Here is a 14,240-nt window from a genome sequence, read left to right on the forward strand (position 1 = left end):
AATCAGCGTCTGTTTTCGGTCATCCAGTCGAGGGCGTGGTCGACGGCATCAGGAATCGAGAAGAGCATGGCCGGTACCCCTCCCACCCGGCCCCTGCGCAGCTGCGAATCGGGGAACGTCCTGCCGATCTCGGCGAAGTCGCCGTCGTCCAGCGCGACATCCTCGTACGAGGTCCACTCTCCCCCCTGCTGACGCCCGTGCTGATCCCCCGGAAGGTTCACCTTCACCACACAGTCGTACATGCGCAAGGGGGGCTTCGGAATTCGATACTCCGCGAGATGGAAAGCGGTGCAGACGGAAAAACCCACATTGATCATGAGTACCTGTCCTCCCTCCCAGCACAGCTTTCCCAGGGGCGACTCCTCACCCATGTGGCTGTCGATCCGATGGCCCTCGCACAGCCTTTCCGCGTCCTTGCCGAGAGCGGCGAAGGAGGTCTGCGGGTGGGCGCTGCGCGCGGCTCCGGGGGCGGTACGGACGGCCTCGGCCAGGACGCCCATGCCGTGACTCGGGGTGGACGCCGGATCGAAGGCCGGCATCCGGGCGCGGAACCCGGCCACCTCGGACTCGTCCAGCCCGGCGATCCGCGCCAGATGGGCGGTGGAGGTCAGCGAGTTCTCCGTGGTGAAGGCCGGGACCACCAGGGTGCCGTGCGGGCCGAGGACCCCGGTCAGGGCGTCACGCAGCGCCTCGGCGCGCAGCCCGGTGCCGCCGAGCGCGGCGTGGACCATGAGCCGCATCCGGGGGCGGACGCCGAGCAGGCGCAGCTGCACGGCGAGGGAGAGGGTACCGGGGGCGGCCGGGCGTAACCGGGCGGCCGGGGCGTCGGGGTCGGCCGGGGCGGTCGCGGTGGGCGGGCTCGCCGGGCCGGCCACAGCGGGCGGGGCGGCCGCGGCAGGCGGGGAGGTCGTGGCAGGGGGGGAGGCCGTGGCGCGCGGGGCGCCCGCAGTGCGCGGGGCGACCGCGCTGGGCGCGGAGGCCTCGGCCGCCGGGGTGCTCACGCGTCGACCGCCTTCAGCTCCCAGCGCAGCTCCTCCACCAGGCGCTTGCCGGTGGTGGTCAGTTCGGCGGCGCCGGCCAGCCGGTCCAGGGCCCGGTGGATCCGGTCCGCCGAGCCCGGCTCGGGGGACGCCGTCGCCCGCCGGTACGCCTCCACCGCCACCCGCTCGTGCACGTCGGCCAGCAGCCGGGACACCGGGACCGGCTGCTTCCGCCACGGCGAGGGGTGCTGCCACTCCCCGTCCAGCGCGTACAGGTCGGCCACCTCGGCCAGCGCCCGCAGCCGGGCCCGCCGCCGCCCGGTCAGCAGCGCCAGGGCCGTCTCCCGCACCCCGGCGCCGTACGGCACCCCGAGCGCTCCGGGCCCGTGCCGCCCGGCCTCGCCCCAGCCGTGGGCCCGGGGCCCGCCGGCCAGCGGGGTCAGCGTGGTCAGCCCGGCGGCCGCCGCGCGCGCGAACTCCGGGACCGTGCCGTGCAGCAGGGCCCACGCCCGGTCCAGCAGGCCGCGCCACTCCTCGGCCTCCCCCGCCCCGAGCCGCAGCCGGGGCGGGCGGGCGAAGCAGTTGCGGTACGGGTCCAGGTCCTCCAGCGCCACCGGGGCCGCGTCCGGCCCCGGCGACCAGGTCCGTACGGGCAGCCAGCGCGCGTCCCCCGCCGCCGGGCCGAAGCGGTGCTCGGTGCGCCCGTCCCGTACGGCATAGCCCGCGTCGGTGGCGCGCAGCGCGGCCCGGCCCTCGGTGCCCGGCTCCCCGAGCCGCAGCAGCCCCAGCGTCGGCAGGTACACCTCGCCGTCCCGGTAGGCCACGTCGGCCGGCAGGTCCAGGCCGCCCCGCAGCACGGCGGCGGCCGCCAGTGCGGCCAGCCTCCGGGCCGCCCCGGGGCCCTCCGCGCGCCGCTCGCGTTCCGCGTCGAGGGCGGCCAGTACCCACGTCCGGGTGAAGGGGTGGTCCAGTACGGCGTCCAGCGCGTCCGCGCCCGCGTCCCCGGACCGCTCCACGGCGGTCAGCAGCTCCCAGGCCCGGTCCCAGGCGGGATCACCCGTACGGTCGGCGTTCAGCCGGGCCAGCAGCACCCGGGTCAGCTCCTCCTGGGAGCGGGCGAGTTCGGCCGGGTCGGCGAGTTCGGGGGCGCTCTCCCCGGGCGCGGTCCGGGCCTCGACCCCGTCCACCAGCTCACGCAGGTCGGCGCAGTACACGGAGGGGTTGTCGAAGCTCCCGCCGGTGTCCGGGCCGGGCCGGTAGCGGTGGGCGTAGAGCCCGCCTCCGCATGAACGTACGACGGGGCAGCGCCGGCACGAATCGCTGACGCCGGCCAGTCCCAGCTGCCGCGCCCGGACCCCGGGATGGGCCGCCACCTGGTCGAACGAGTGGTCGAAGACGTTGAACCCGGTGGCCGCGGCGCCGTCGAAGGCCGTCTTGAGGGAGTCGACCTGCTCCAGCTGCCCGTCGGTCTCCACGACGACCAGGTCGGTCGGCGCCAGACCCAGGGACTCGGTCAGGCTGGGGCCGCCGCGCAGGGTGGACAGCAGGGACTCGAAGAGCCTCACCGGGACGGGTCGTTCCCGGCGCTCCCAGTGGTCGAAGACCCGCAGCAGCCAGCGGGCGTACGCGTCGGGGGCGCCGTCCGGGCGGACCGGCGGGGTCTCCCAGGTGGCGTGGGGGAGCAGGAAGTCCACCCGGGGGGGCTCCAGCTCGACGAGGGCGTCCAGTACGGCGACGGGGTCGTTGGCCACGTCCACGGTGCAGAGCAGGCCCTGGTAGAGGTGGCGGTAGGGCTCCGAACGGAGCAGTGCGACGGCGGCCAGGACCAGGGGGTGGCTGGTGCGCCCGTCCGCGAAGCGGCGGTGCCGGTCGTTGGCGGCGCGGTCCCCGTCGAGGGAGATGCCGACCCGGACGCCGTATTCGGCGAAGAGGTCCAGGTACCGGTTGCTGAGCTGGAGCCCGTTGGTGTGGATCCGCAGATCGAGGGCGGCGATTCCGGCGAGGGAGCGGGTGAATTCCTCGCATACGAGCCGGAGTCGGGCCGTGCCCGCCAACAGGGGTTCCCCTCCGTGGAGAATCACCGTGACGGAGGGGAGGGCATGGTCACGGGCATGTTCGGCGAGCCGCGACGCGGTATGCGCAATCACCTCGGGGGAGATCACCTTGGGCCGGGCTCGCCAGCTCTGATCTGCGTGTTCGTAGACATAGCAATGATCACAAGCGAGATCGCATCTGCTGTGAACCTTCAGGACGATCTCGCGAAATGCGATCAGGCCGGTCATTCCACCAGTCTAGAGCGCGTACTTCGGCGTCAGAGCGCAGAGTTGAAGATCGGTGCCTGAACGTGGCGACCGGATTCCGTCGGCAGCACGCGACCGAGTGCGGCCGCCGCCGAGGCGCTGCGCACGTCGATCCGGTCGAGCGGCACCCGGGGGGCCTTGACCGTGCTGGTCGGAGGGGTTGCGGAAGTGTTCACGACACCGTCCTTGGGGAAGCCATGTGAAATGGGCAAGGGGATGACAGCAGCGACGCGCTGGTGTCAAGCGTGGACTTTACTCGTCCACACCCTATTGGCAACCGAGACATGACGCCTGGTCAAGCGTTCTATGGAAAGCGTGACGCAATTCTCGGGGTGCCGCATTCCGCCGTTTGGCGGGGGGCAAGATCCTTTTCATTCGGCCCGGGAGCCCGTCCCCCTCGGCAGAGTTTTGATCATGGTCGGGGTCGGCGCTTAGCATGAGCACGCCACCCCTCGTCACCTGCCGTTTCCGACGAAAGACCCTCATGCGCATCCAGCGGATCCTCGCCCTGACCGCGGTCCTCACCTGCCTCGCCACCCTCCCGGCCTGCGAAGGCGACACCGCCCCGCCCGCACCGCCCGCCGGAGCGTCCGGGCCGGCCAGGACCGGAGCCGCGCCGCCGGCGGGCGCGGACCAGTCCGGATCCTCCGGTTCGGGCCTGGAGAAGGCGGAGCAGTACATACGGCAGTTCACCAACTGCGATCGCCTCAGCGCCGATCCGAAGGACTCGCGGCTGCCGCTCGGCGAGTTCGCGAACGTCGGGAAGTGGTCGGTGACCGAGCGGGGCGTCTGCAGCGACAAGGCCAAGCACGGCGACCTCATCATCTACGTGCCCTCGGACATGAAGGCCTTCCAGGAGGGCTACAAGCAGAGCATCAAGTCCTCCTCCGACGGCTCCGCGGGTCTGTTCAGCCGGGTCTTCGTCGGCAAGGGCTTCGTCGTCACCCCGACCTCGACCGAGTCGGCGCTCGCGCTCGCCCGCTCCGAGCTGCGCATCCTCTACTGCAACCCCAGCTTCTGGGCGCCCAAGGGCTACAAGATGGAGAAGGCGCTGGTGGAGGGATGCGGCCTCAGCGACTTCGTCAACTCCGAGGACGGGGACGGCAGTCCGAACCTCGAGACCCCGCAGGACCCCGGTGGCGAGAAGCCGGGCCAGCCGGCGCAGGGCAGCCTCGGTCTGGCGCGCGCCGGGAGCCTCGCCGAACTGAGGAAGATGGTGTCCTCCAGCGTGGACTGCACGAACTTCTTCACCGATCCGGAGTCGGTGGCCATCGAGTCGATCGACTACACCCCGGTGGTGAAGGGGAACGCTTCGGACTGGGGTCTCACGGGTCGCGCGATGTGCGGGCAGCCCGCCAATGAGCGGCGTGCCCACAACCTCAACTGGCTCGACACGGTCGGGGACATGAAGAAGCTCCAGACCAAGGCGAAGGCCGCCCAGCAGGCCGACCTCAAGGACGACGGCAAGCTCAAGGCCACCGCGAGCCGGCTGCTCGTCGGGGAGAACATCGCGGTGGAGACCAACAACCCCGCCATCCGGTTCGACCTGTACCAGCGGCAGTTCCTCTACCTGAACTGCACGCCGGGCTTCTCCGCCCCGACCGGCTACCGGATGGAGCGGTCCCAGGTCGAGGGCTGCGTCCTGACCAACTACGACCCGGAACACCCCGTCACCGGCGGCAACTGACCGGCTGATCAGGCCGGTTGCTGTTCCTCCAGGGGCGGCGCGGGCAGCTCCCGCAGGAGCCAGGTGAGTACGTCGGGCAGCGCGCGCAGGGCCGCGAAGTGCGCGGCGTCCGGGTCGATGGTGGTCGTGGCGCCCGGGATGCGGCGGGCCAGCCAGCGGGAGTGGCCCACCGGGGAGAAGACGTCGAGCTCCCCGTGCCAGATCAGCACGGGGGAGCGGATGTCGGCGGGGTCGAAGCCCCAGGGCCCGCTGAAGGCGATGGCGTCGTCGATCCACCCGTAGGCGGAGGTGCGGACCCCCTCGCGGTAGTTGCGCAGCAGCATCGACCGCAGCCCGGCGTCCGCGACGATCATCCGGTCGCTGTCGGTCAGCTCCCTGCGCAGTTCGTCCAGCAGCCGGCCGGGGTCCTTGCGGATGCCGGCGGCGCGCGGGATCAGCCGGGCCGCCAGCTCCTCGGGGTCGTTCGAGGCGGTGGTGTACTCCCGTACGTTCGAGGCGGCCATCCCGGCGAACCAGTCGAGGTCCTCCGCGTCCCGGGGGGCGAGCGGGACCAGGGCCGCGGTCCGGGTCACCCGTTCCGGGAGCAGGGCCGCGCAGGCGAGGGCGCCGGGGGCGCCGCCGGAGCGGCCGGCGACGGCGAAGGTGTCCAGACCCAGGGAGTCGGCGATCGCGGCCACGTCCTGGGCCACGTCGGCGACGGTGCGGCCCGGGTGGCGGTCGGAGCCGCCGTAGCCGGGCCGGTCGTAGGCGATGAGCTGCATGCGCCGCTGGTAGAGGACCATCCCCCGGGGGGCCGGGCCCAGGCGGCTGCCGGGGGTGCCGTGGAGCAGGAAGACGGGTCTGCCGTCCGGGTCGCCCCAGCGCTCCACCATCAGAGCGCGGCCGTCCGCGGTGCGCACCTGATTGCGCACGCGTTCCCTCCTTCACGTCCGACGCGATGGGTCAGGGTGATTGTGCTCTTCGGGGGAGGAGTGCGGTAGGGCGCACTTCCCCCGAAATTCTTGTGAAAACTTTCACAAGCGGGCAGGGGTCCAAGGTCCTACGAAATATGACCAGGTCAGGCGGGTGATCCAGGCGGAGCGCGCGGTGGTGAACGGCCCTTCGGCCTCCCGTGAAAGGGCCTTTTCGGCGCCGCTGCTTCCGCTTTCGGGTGTCGAATTGAGGCATCGGGAAAGCGGTTCGGCTCCCGCCGATATGACGACGGGACGATAAGAAGGAGTCCTGCCATGCGGGCCAACGAGATGGCTCGGAACCCCTTCGCCGTCATCTCCGACCCGGCCGCGGCCCGGAAGTACCCGCTCGCCGACTACGCGCTGACCCCGGACGTCGTCATCGTCGACCCGGTCCTGCCGATGGGCCTGCCGGCCACGGTGACCGCGGACTCCGGCTTCGACGCCCTGAAGCACGCCACCGAGGCGTACGTGTCCGCGTACTCCGACGACTACACCGACGGGCTCTGCCTCCAGGCGGTCAAGCTCGTCCGCCTACGCCGACCAGTGCGCCCCCGCCAACCCGCGGATGCCGACGATCGACGACATGAAGCGGCTGATGCGCCAGGCGTACTACGGCAACACCGAGGGGGCGCCGGCGGAGGAGGCGGCCGGGTAACTCCCCGCGCGAAAGCGCGAATACGCGTACTCGCACTCACGGGAAGCCCGCCCGGGCAGGCACGTTCCGGGCGGGCTCTGCCGTACCCCCGGGGCACGTCAGAGGTGCGGGATCAGCAGGGCCGCCGCCGAGCGGGCCCGCTCCAGGGCCTCCGCCCGGTCCGCGCCGCGCTGGCCCAGCACCACGCGGGTGCTCAGCCCGTCCAGGAGCGCGAGCAGCTCCGAGGCCCGGGCGGGGACGTCCAGCCCGGCGGCGAAGCGGCCCTGCGCGACGCCCTTGGCCAGCAGGGCCTCCAGGTCCCGCTGCCAGCCCTCGTCGATCTCCTGCTGCGCGGACCGCAGGGGCTCGTTCGAGGGGATACGGGCCCACAGCTCGATCCAGAGCGTCCAGCGCGGGTCCCGGGGGCCGCGCGGCAGGTACAGCTCGACGAACAGGGCGAGCTTGCGGTGTGCGGTGACCCGGCGGCCCAGCAGCTCGCCGCGTTCGGCCGTCAGCTGCGCCTCGCTCCAGCGCAGCGCCTCCAGCAGCAGCCGGTCCTTGCTGCCGAAGTAGTAGAGGATGTGGCCCCCGCTGGTGCCGAGCCGCTCGGCCAGCGCCGACATGGTGAGCGTCGCCAGCCCGTCCTCGGCGATCGCCGCCATGGCCTCTTCCAGCATCCGCTCCTGGGCGATCTGCCCGTCGCGCCGCCGTGCCGCTCCCGCCACCGGTTCCGCCTTCCCGCTCCCGCCTGGCCAGACCTTATCCCGGACAGGGTCTTGACGCGGCCCCGCCGGGCGGCGCATCTTGAATGCCATTCAAGAACTTAGAACGCCATTCAAGGTCCATCGGGGCCGAGAGTGCCAAGGTCAGGGGTACGGCGGATGGGACAGCAGGAGACGGAACAGCAGGGCGCCAGACGACAGGAGCCAGGGCAGCAGGCGGCCGGGCACGGCGAGGCCTCCGCCCACGTGGACGAGGTGTTCAAGGTCGAGACGCACGGCATCGACCCCATCCCCGACGCGGAACGCCACGGCAGCGCCAAGGACCTCTTCTGGCTCTGGTTCGGCTCGAACCTGACCTTCACCTACGTGATCAACGGCGCCCTCGCCGTGGCCTTCGGGCTCTCCTTCTGGCAGGCCACCGCCGTGGTCGTGCTCAGCGGGCTGTCGTTCTTCGCCGTCAGCGCCGCCGGACTCAGCGGCATCCGCACCGGCACCGCCACCCTGGTCATCTCCCGCGCCGCCTTCGGAGTACGCGGAAACTTCCCGGCCGGCGTCCTCAACTGGGTGGTGAGCATCGGCTACACCATCGTCAACACCGTGGTCGGAACGCTGGCGCTGGAGGTGTTCTTCACCGAGATCGGCCTGGGACACGGGCAGCTGACCCGGGCCCTCGCCCTCGCCGTCACCCTCGCGCTGACCTTCGCCGTCGCCATGTGGGGTCACGCCACCGTGCAGTTCGCCGAACGCTGGATGGCCTACGTCCTCGCCGTCGGCTTCGGCGCGCTGCTCGTCTTCGTCCTGCCCGGCGCCGACACCTCGGCCCCCGCCGTCGCCCCGGGCCTGTCCGGCTGGAGCCTGGCCTTCGTCGTCATGCTGGCCGGGCCGTTCTCGTACCTGCCGATGCCCGCCGACTACACGCGCTACCTGCCGCGGACCACCTCGCTGAAGTCGATCACCTGGATGGGCGCCCTCGGCGGATTCGTCTCCTCCGTGGCCCTCGGCGTCGCGGGCGTCGCCGCCGCCACCCAGACCGACATGACAGATGCCGTCGCGGGCGCCGAGAGCCTGCTGCCGGGCTGGTTCCAGACGGTGTTCCTGGCCCTCGTGCTCGGCGGTTCGGTCACCAACTCGATCATCACTCTCTACTCCTCCAGCCTGAACCTCCAGGTCCTCGGCATCCCGTGGAGCCGCTCCCGGGCCATCGTGATCAGCGCCGCCGTGACCGCCGTCGGCTCGCTCGCCGCGCTGTTCCTCACCGACTTCACCAGCGCGCTGCTCTCGTTCCTCTCCCTGCTGATCATCGTGTTCGCGCCCTGGGGCGGCGTCTTCCTCGCCGACATGCTGCTGCGCCGCTGCCGGTACGACTCCGACGCACTGCACACCGGGAGCGCGGGCGCCTACTGGTACCGGGCCGGCTACCACCCCGCCGGTATGGCCGCCCTGGCCGCCGGGACCCTCTTCGCCGCCCTGACCTGCGACTCCGAGCTCTGGACCGGGCCGCTGGTGGCCCCCCTCGGCGGGGCCGACCTCACCCTCCTCGGCTCGGTCGTCTCCGGGCTCACGTACTGGGCCCTCGCCCGCCGGGTCCCCGAGCACGCGCGGGCCGCCTGAGCCTGCGCCCCCCGTCGCGCCGGCCGCCTGAGCCCGCGTCCCCGAGCACGCGCCGGCCGCCTGAGCCCGCGCCCCCGTCGCGCCGGCCTCCCGGGTCCCGCGCCCCATCCCTTCTGCCGCTACAGGAGCACCACCCATGACGCACCCCGTCGCCGCCGACCTGCTGCTCACCGGAGCCCGGATCCACACCGTGGACCCCGGGCTGCCCGAGGCCGAAGCCCTCGCCGTGTACGACGGGAGGATCGTCTGGGTGGGCCCGGACGCCGAGGCCGGGGCCTGGGCCGGGCCGGACACCGAGCGGATCGACGCGGGCGGCCGGCTGGTGCTCCCCGGGTTCATCGACGCCCACAACCACGTCCGGCTCGGCTCCGACGACGCCTGTGTCCAGCTCGCCGGGGTCCGGACGCTGGACGCGATCCTCGACCGGATCGGCGCCTGGCGGGAGGCCAACCCGGACGCCGGATGGATCGAGGCCGAGGCCTTCGACTACTCCGCCATCCCCGGCGGCCGGATGCCCACCGCCGCCGACCTGGACCCGGTCACCGGGGACACCCCGGCGATCGTCCTCTCGTACGACGTCCACACGGCCTGGCTGAACACGGCCGCCATGCGCCGCCTCGGCGTCTCCCGGGGCCGCACCGACCTGCCCTTCGGTACCGCGGCCGTCGACCCCGAGAGCGGCGAACCCACCGGATTCGTCAAGGACTTCGCCATCAAGGGGCTCTCCCGCGACGGCCATCGGGCACTGCGCGAGCTGGGCGTGCCGTGGGCCTCGACGGACCGGCAGTACGGACGCCTCGCCAAGAGCCTCGACGACGCGATCCGCTTCGGCATCACCACAGTGGTGGAGCCGCAGAACTCCCTGGACGACCTGGAACTCTTCGAACGGGCCCGAGCCGAAGGGCGGCTGCGGTCCCGGATCGTCGCGGCCCTCTTCCACCCGCGCGGCACGACCGAGGAGGAGCTCGACCTCTTCGCGGCCTGCGCCAAGATGTACTCCGGGGACCGGCTGCGGGTGGGCCCGCTGAAGCTGTACATCGACGACGTGGTGGAGCCGCGTACCGCCGCGCTGCTGGAGCCGTACACCGGGTGCGGGGCACACCGGGGTGACACCTTCTACCCGGCCGAGGAGTTCGCGGAGCTGCTGGCCGGGCTGGACGCACGCGGCTTCCAGTGCTTCGTGCACGCGACCGGTGACCGGGGCATCCGTACCGTCCTCGACGCGGTCGAGCACGCGCGGACGGTCAACGGCCCGCGCGATGCCCGCCACCAGGTGGTCCACGTGGAGTGCCTGGACCCGGACGACGTGCCGCGCTTCGCCTCGCTCGGGGTGGTGGCCTGCATGCAGCCGAGGCACTGCGCGCCGGAGATCGCCGGACCGGGGCAGGACTGGGCGGAGAACGTGGGCGAGGAACGCTGGCACAAGGCGTGGCCGATGCGCAGCCTGCACGAGGCGGACGCGGTGCTGGCCTTCTCCAGCGACTGGAACGTGGCCGAGATGGACCCGATGATCGGCATCTACACGGCGGTCACGCGGCGCCCGCTGGACGGCGGCGACCCGTGGCAGCCGGGCGAGACGGTGGACGTCGCGACGGCCGTGCACGGCTACACCATGGGCTCGGCCTACGCCAACTTCCTGGACGAGGAGCGGGGTTCGCTGACGGTGGGCAAGGCCGCCGACTTCGTGGTGCTGTCCCGGAACATCCTGGAGATCCCGGCGGAGTCCATCCCGGGCACGGTCGCCGAGACGGTGGTGGTGGCGGGAGAGGTGGTCCACACGGCATGACGGGGGCGCCCGGCCGTCATGCCTCCGGTACGGCGGCCAGCCGCAGACGGCCGGGGCCGCCGTGGCGCCGTACCAGGACTTCGACGGCCGAGGTGTCGAAGCGGAGGGTGAAGCAGGGGTCCCAGTCCATGAGCTGCTCCAGGTCCGCGTACGGGTCACCGTCGAGCGGGCGCTGGACGACGGCCTCCCACTCGCCCGCGCCGGCGGCGGCCGTCACCCTGACCGGGACGCGGGCCAGGCAGAGGGACAGGTTGGCCCACCACTCCAGATGCGCCGCCTTCTCAGAACGCTCCATGCCCTGACCCTAAGCGCCCGCCCTCCCCGGCCGGGGCCGCCGCCGGGGGGCGGACGGTACTGCCCTGCCGGGTCTCCGGCCGGGCGGGCTTCGCGTACGGGAAGCCCGGCGCGGGCCCGGACGGCGGCCCGGTCCTCCGGCGGCCCGCCCGCCCGCCCTCCGCCGGCGCTGCCTGCGGGCGGCCGGGCGACCCGCAGGACCGGACGGCGGCCGGCATGCAGATGTTCGAGTACCGCGCGCCCGACGGGGAGGAGCTCTGGCTCCTCTTCTGCGACGCCGATGCCGAACTCGCGGCCCGGGTCCTGCGGATCCCGGATCCGGCCGACTACTTGTGCCCTCCTGACCGTCTGACCCCTGCGCCGGGCGCCGACTGTGACGGGACCATGGCCGGCGGACGACATGTCCGTGGCCGAACCGCCCCGGCGGGAAAGGACCGTTGCGGGGCCGCCCGGCGGCTGGCTAGCTTCGGCGCATGCCGACCACCCCCGTGAAGTCGACCCGCTCCGCGCTGCTCACCCTCGGAACCGCCCTCGCGCTGGCCGCCACCGCCGCCGTCCCCTCCGCCCGGGCCGCCGCTCCGGCCGCCGACGGCGGAGCCGTCGTACGCGACTGGTACGACACCACCGCGCAGACCGTCGCCGCCGCCGGAGCGGCCACCCAGGTCACCAACAGCCGCACCTGGGCCATCAGCTGGCTGGCCGCCGCCCGCGCCGCCCGGGAGGCACCCGCCGGGCGGGACCGGGCGGCCTTCCAGGACGCGGCGGTGGCCTCCGCGGTCCACGACGCCCTGGTGGCCCTCGCCCCGGGCCGCGCGCCGGAGCTCGACGCCGCGCTCGCCGTCAGCCTCGGGCGGATCCCGGACGGCCCCGCCGAGACCCGCGGCATCGCCGCCGGCGCCCGGCAGGCCAAGCGCGCGCTCGCCGAACGCCAGGGCGACGGCCTGGACCCCGCGTCCGTGAACGCCCCCTTCACCGTGCCGCCCGCCGCCCCCGGGGTGTGGCAGCCGACGCCCGACCGCTACGCCCCCGCCGCCCAGTACGGCAACCGCGTGGCCAGGCCCTTCCTGCTCGGCTCCCCGTCGCAGTACCGGCTCGGCCCGCCGCCCGCCCTCGACTCGCGCCGGTACCGGGCGGACCTGGCGGAGGTGCGCGCGTACGGGCAGGCCGACAGCCCCGTACGCACCCCGCGGCAGACCGAGACCGCCAACTTCTGGTACGGCTCCTCGCTGACCCTCTACACCGAGCCGCTGCGGGTGGCGGTGACCCGCTCGCACGGCTCGGCCGCCGAACGGGCGGGGCTGGTGGCGCTCTTCCACGCCGCCCTGGTCGACACCCAGATCGCGACCTCGGACAGCAAGTACGCGTACACGCGCTGGCGCCCTGTCACCGCGATCCGCACCGGGACCATCGGGACCGACCCGGCCTGGACCCCGCTCCACGAGACCCCGGCCCACCCCGACTACCCCAGCGGCCACACCACGTACGCCGGAGCGGCCGAGGTCGTCCTGGACGCTCTGGCCGGCCCCCGTACCGCGCCGTTCTCCCTCACCAGCCCGACCGCGCCGGGCGTCCGGCGGACGTACACCGGCTGGAGCGGGCTGACGCGGGACAACGTCGACGCGCGGGTCTTCTCGGGGATCCACACCCGGTCCGCCGACGAGGCGGGCGTCGCCCTCGGCAAGGCGGTCGGGCTGCACGCCCTGCGGGGCGCCGACCGGCTCCTCGCTCCCTGACCGGCCCGGCCGCCCCGTGCCCCCCAGGGGGTGACGTGGCGGCCGGTCCGGGATCAGCCCCCCGCGCGCAGAGCCGGGTCGGTGGCCGGCAGCACCCACTGGAGCAGGCAGGCCTTGGCCATCCAGAAGAGCCCGAAGGCGCCGAAGACGGCGATGACGGTGACCACGATGAAGCCGGTGAGGCCGAGCGCGCCGGGCTGGGCCTGGGCGCTGGGCCTGGGCGCTGGGCTCCATCCGCTTGACGGAGACGGCCTGTTCGGCCGGTCCCTGGCGGTTGCGGAAGCCGGGGAGCCCGGGGGTGTTCACCGCCCGGAACCGGTCGGCGCGGTGTCCCCGGCGCCCCCGGCGTCCGCAGCGTCCGCGGTGTCCGGGGCATCGGCGATCCCGCTGCCCACCGCGGGGCCGGCCTTGCCCCGGCGGGACACCGCGCAGGCCAGGGTGACGGCCGAGCCGAGCACCGCCCAGCCGGCCAGCACGAGCATCGGCCCGCCCGCGCCGTTGCCCCGGAAGTACGCGATCGAACGCGCGGCGTACGTACCGGCGCCCGGGGGCAGGGCCGGGCCGATGGCCTTCCAGAACGGCGGCAGCAGCGGGTAGGGGTAGGCGCCGCCCGCGCTCGGGTTGCCGAGGACCACGACCAGCAGGATCGCCAGGCCGATGCCGACCACGCCCGCCAGGCCCTGGAAGGCCAGGGTGATCGCGCCGACGGCGAAGACGACCAGGGTGCCCAGGCCCCACAGGCCCATGATGCTGCCCGGCAGCGCGCCCAGGACCGGGCCGGCGATGACGGTGCCGAGCAGCCCGGCGGCGATCGAGTACACCAGCAGGGCGCCGAGCCGGATGACGGCGCGGGCGGAGTTCGCGGGCCGGGCGCCGGCGCTGATCGCGAGGATCGCGGCGCACAGGTAGCCGCCCACGCACCAGCCGACGACCAGGTAGAAGGAGCTCAGGCCGCGGGCGTCGCCCTTGTCGGCCGGTGCCACGTCGACGGTCTCGACGGCGCGTCCCTGGGCCTTCTCGGCGAGGCCGACGACCTGTTCGAGGGCTTGGGAGAGCGAGGCCCCGGCGCCGCTCGCGACCAGCAGCCGGTCGGTCTTGCCGGCCGGGTCGATGATCAGGGCGCCGTCCACCTTCCGGTCCTTGACCTGCGCGAGCGCCGTGGCCTCGTCCGCGACCGCGCGGGCGTCGAGCGGTTTGCCCGGCAGGGTGTCGAGCCGCTGGGCGGACTGAGCGGCGACCGGCCCGGCGGGAGAGGCGACGGCGAGGGGGATCTCGCTGGGCTCGGGGTGGTGGAAGGCCCCGATGTAGGAGGTGACGAAGGCGAGCTGCAGGGCCAGTACCCCCAGGACCAGCAGGGCGGCCCGGGTGGTCACGGCGTCCTTGAGCTCGGCGAGGAAACCGCCGGGCGGACCTGCGGAGGTGGTCTGGGTCATGTGTCACACGCTCGGCGCAGCGCGGGAGGGGCGCAGCAGGGGAGGGCCGAACGGATGACCTGGCGACCGGACCGCGCACCACTGGCTGATCGAACAAGTGTTTCGCA

Annotated in this window: 11 protein-coding genes and 1 pseudogene; 5 read left to right on the top strand and 7 right to left on the bottom strand. The window is 73.4% G+C overall.

The features are described 5' to 3' along the window. Window positions 1-2 precede the first annotated feature (2 nt). Genes ACZ4TG_RS31020 through fxsA form a run of 3 tightly spaced genes read right to left on the bottom strand, consistent with a single transcriptional unit; the run spans window position 3 to window position 3,456 of the window. The gene (locus ACZ4TG_RS31020) at window positions 3-1,001 is read right to left on the bottom strand and encodes an AAC(3) family N-acetyltransferase (protein WP_468169054.1); all 999 of its coding nucleotides are present in this window, start codon (window positions 999-1,001) and stop codon (window positions 3-5) included. Continuing rightward, the gene (gene fxsBH / locus ACZ4TG_RS31025) at window positions 998-3,262 is read right to left on the bottom strand and encodes a radical SAM/SPASM protein FxsBH, inactivated beta-hydroxylase extension form (protein WP_468169057.1); all 2,265 of its coding nucleotides are present in this window, start codon (window positions 3,260-3,262) and stop codon (window positions 998-1,000) included. Before fxsBH ends, ACZ4TG_RS31020 begins: the two co-directional genes overlap by 4 nt. 29 nt (window positions 3,263-3,291) lie before the next feature. Further along, window positions 3,292-3,456 carry an FxSxx-COOH cyclophane-containing RiPP peptide gene (gene fxsA, locus ACZ4TG_RS31030; RefSeq protein ID WP_468169060.1) on the bottom strand — a complete coding sequence of 55 codons (165 nt, stop codon included), beginning with the start codon at window positions 3,454-3,456 and terminating at the stop codon, window positions 3,292-3,294. A 260-nt stretch (window positions 3,457-3,716) separates the two neighbouring features. Here fxsA and ACZ4TG_RS31035 point away from each other — a divergent pair, with 260 nt between their 5' ends. After that, window positions 3,717-4,967, top strand: coding sequence for a hypothetical protein (locus ACZ4TG_RS31035; protein ID WP_468169063.1), 1,251 nt, complete (start codon window positions 3,717-3,719; stop codon window positions 4,965-4,967). A gap of 8 nt (window positions 4,968-4,975) precedes the next feature. On the opposite strand, the gene ACZ4TG_RS31040 is transcribed toward ACZ4TG_RS31035, so the two are convergent. Beyond that, a complete protein-coding gene (locus tag ACZ4TG_RS31040; protein ID WP_468169066.1) occupies window positions 4,976-5,878 on the bottom strand; it encodes an alpha/beta fold hydrolase in 903 nt (300 codons plus the stop codon). Between the two features lie 342 nt (window positions 5,879-6,220). Between ACZ4TG_RS31040 and ACZ4TG_RS31045 the strand changes: the two are divergent. Continuing rightward, window positions 6,221-6,440 (top strand): annotated as a pseudogene (locus ACZ4TG_RS31045) (butanol dehydrogenase); the annotation flags it as partial. A 233-nt stretch (window positions 6,441-6,673) separates the two neighbouring features. Here ACZ4TG_RS31045 and ACZ4TG_RS31050 read toward each other — a convergent pair. Beyond that, entirely contained in the window at window positions 6,674-7,279 is a 606-nt protein-coding gene (locus ACZ4TG_RS31050; RefSeq protein ID WP_468169069.1) for a TetR/AcrR family transcriptional regulator, read from the bottom strand. A 156-nt stretch (window positions 7,280-7,435) separates the two neighbouring features. Between ACZ4TG_RS31050 and ACZ4TG_RS31055 the strand changes: the two genes are divergently transcribed. After that, window positions 7,436-8,887 (top strand): purine-cytosine permease family protein, encoded by a 1,452-nt coding sequence (locus ACZ4TG_RS31055; RefSeq protein WP_468169072.1) that lies wholly within the window; start codon window positions 7,436-7,438, stop codon window positions 8,885-8,887. Window positions 8,888-9,023: 136 nt separating this feature from the next. After that, window positions 9,024-10,673 carry an amidohydrolase gene (locus ACZ4TG_RS31060; protein ID WP_468169075.1) on the top strand — a complete coding sequence of 550 codons (1,650 nt, stop codon included), beginning with the start codon at window positions 9,024-9,026 and terminating at the stop codon, window positions 10,671-10,673. A gap of 16 nt (window positions 10,674-10,689) precedes the next feature. On the opposite strand, the gene ACZ4TG_RS31065 is transcribed toward ACZ4TG_RS31060, so the two are convergent. Further along, a complete protein-coding gene (locus ACZ4TG_RS31065) occupies window positions 10,690-10,968 on the bottom strand; it encodes a hypothetical protein (RefSeq protein ID WP_468169078.1) in 279 nt (92 codons plus the stop codon). A gap of 472 nt (window positions 10,969-11,440) precedes the next feature. On the opposite strand from ACZ4TG_RS31065, the gene ACZ4TG_RS31070 reads away from it, so the two are divergent. Next, a complete protein-coding gene (locus ACZ4TG_RS31070; RefSeq protein ID WP_468169081.1) occupies window positions 11,441-12,700 on the top strand; it encodes a vanadium-dependent haloperoxidase in 1,260 nt (419 codons plus the stop codon). A gap of 302 nt (window positions 12,701-13,002) precedes the next feature. On the opposite strand, the gene ACZ4TG_RS31075 is transcribed toward ACZ4TG_RS31070, so the two are convergent. After that, the gene (locus ACZ4TG_RS31075; protein WP_468169084.1) at window positions 13,003-14,133 is read right to left on the bottom strand and encodes an ABC transporter permease; all 1,131 of its coding nucleotides are present in this window, start codon (window positions 14,131-14,133) and stop codon (window positions 13,003-13,005) included. Between the last annotated feature and the right edge of the window lie 107 nt (window positions 14,134-14,240).

The sequence above is a fragment of the Streptomyces sp. NPDC028314 genome, assembly GCF_055565795.1.

Bases quoted from the DNA above. Each gene is read 5' to 3' on its own strand.
- fxsBH (WP_468169057.1), bottom strand. From the start codon at position 3,262: ATGACCGGCCTGATCGCATTTCGCGAGATCGTCCTGAAGGTTCACAGC.
- ACZ4TG_RS31035 (WP_468169063.1), top strand. From the start codon at position 3,717: ATGAGCACGCCACCCCTCGTCACCTGCCGTTTCCGACGAAAGACCCTC.
- ACZ4TG_RS31055 (WP_468169072.1), top strand. From the start codon at position 7,436: ATGGGACAGCAGGAGACGGAACAGCAGGGCGCCAGACGACAGGAGCCA.
- ACZ4TG_RS31060 (WP_468169075.1), top strand. From the start codon at position 9,024: ATGACGCACCCCGTCGCCGCCGACCTGCTGCTCACCGGAGCCCGGATC.
- ACZ4TG_RS31065 (WP_468169078.1), bottom strand. From the start codon at position 10,968: ATGGAGCGTTCTGAGAAGGCGGCGCATCTGGAGTGGTGGGCCAACCTG.
- ACZ4TG_RS31070 (WP_468169081.1), top strand. From the start codon at position 11,441: ATGCCGACCACCCCCGTGAAGTCGACCCGCTCCGCGCTGCTCACCCTC.
- ACZ4TG_RS31075 (WP_468169084.1), bottom strand. From the start codon at position 14,133: ATGACCCAGACCACCTCCGCAGGTCCGCCCGGCGGTTTCCTCGCCGAG.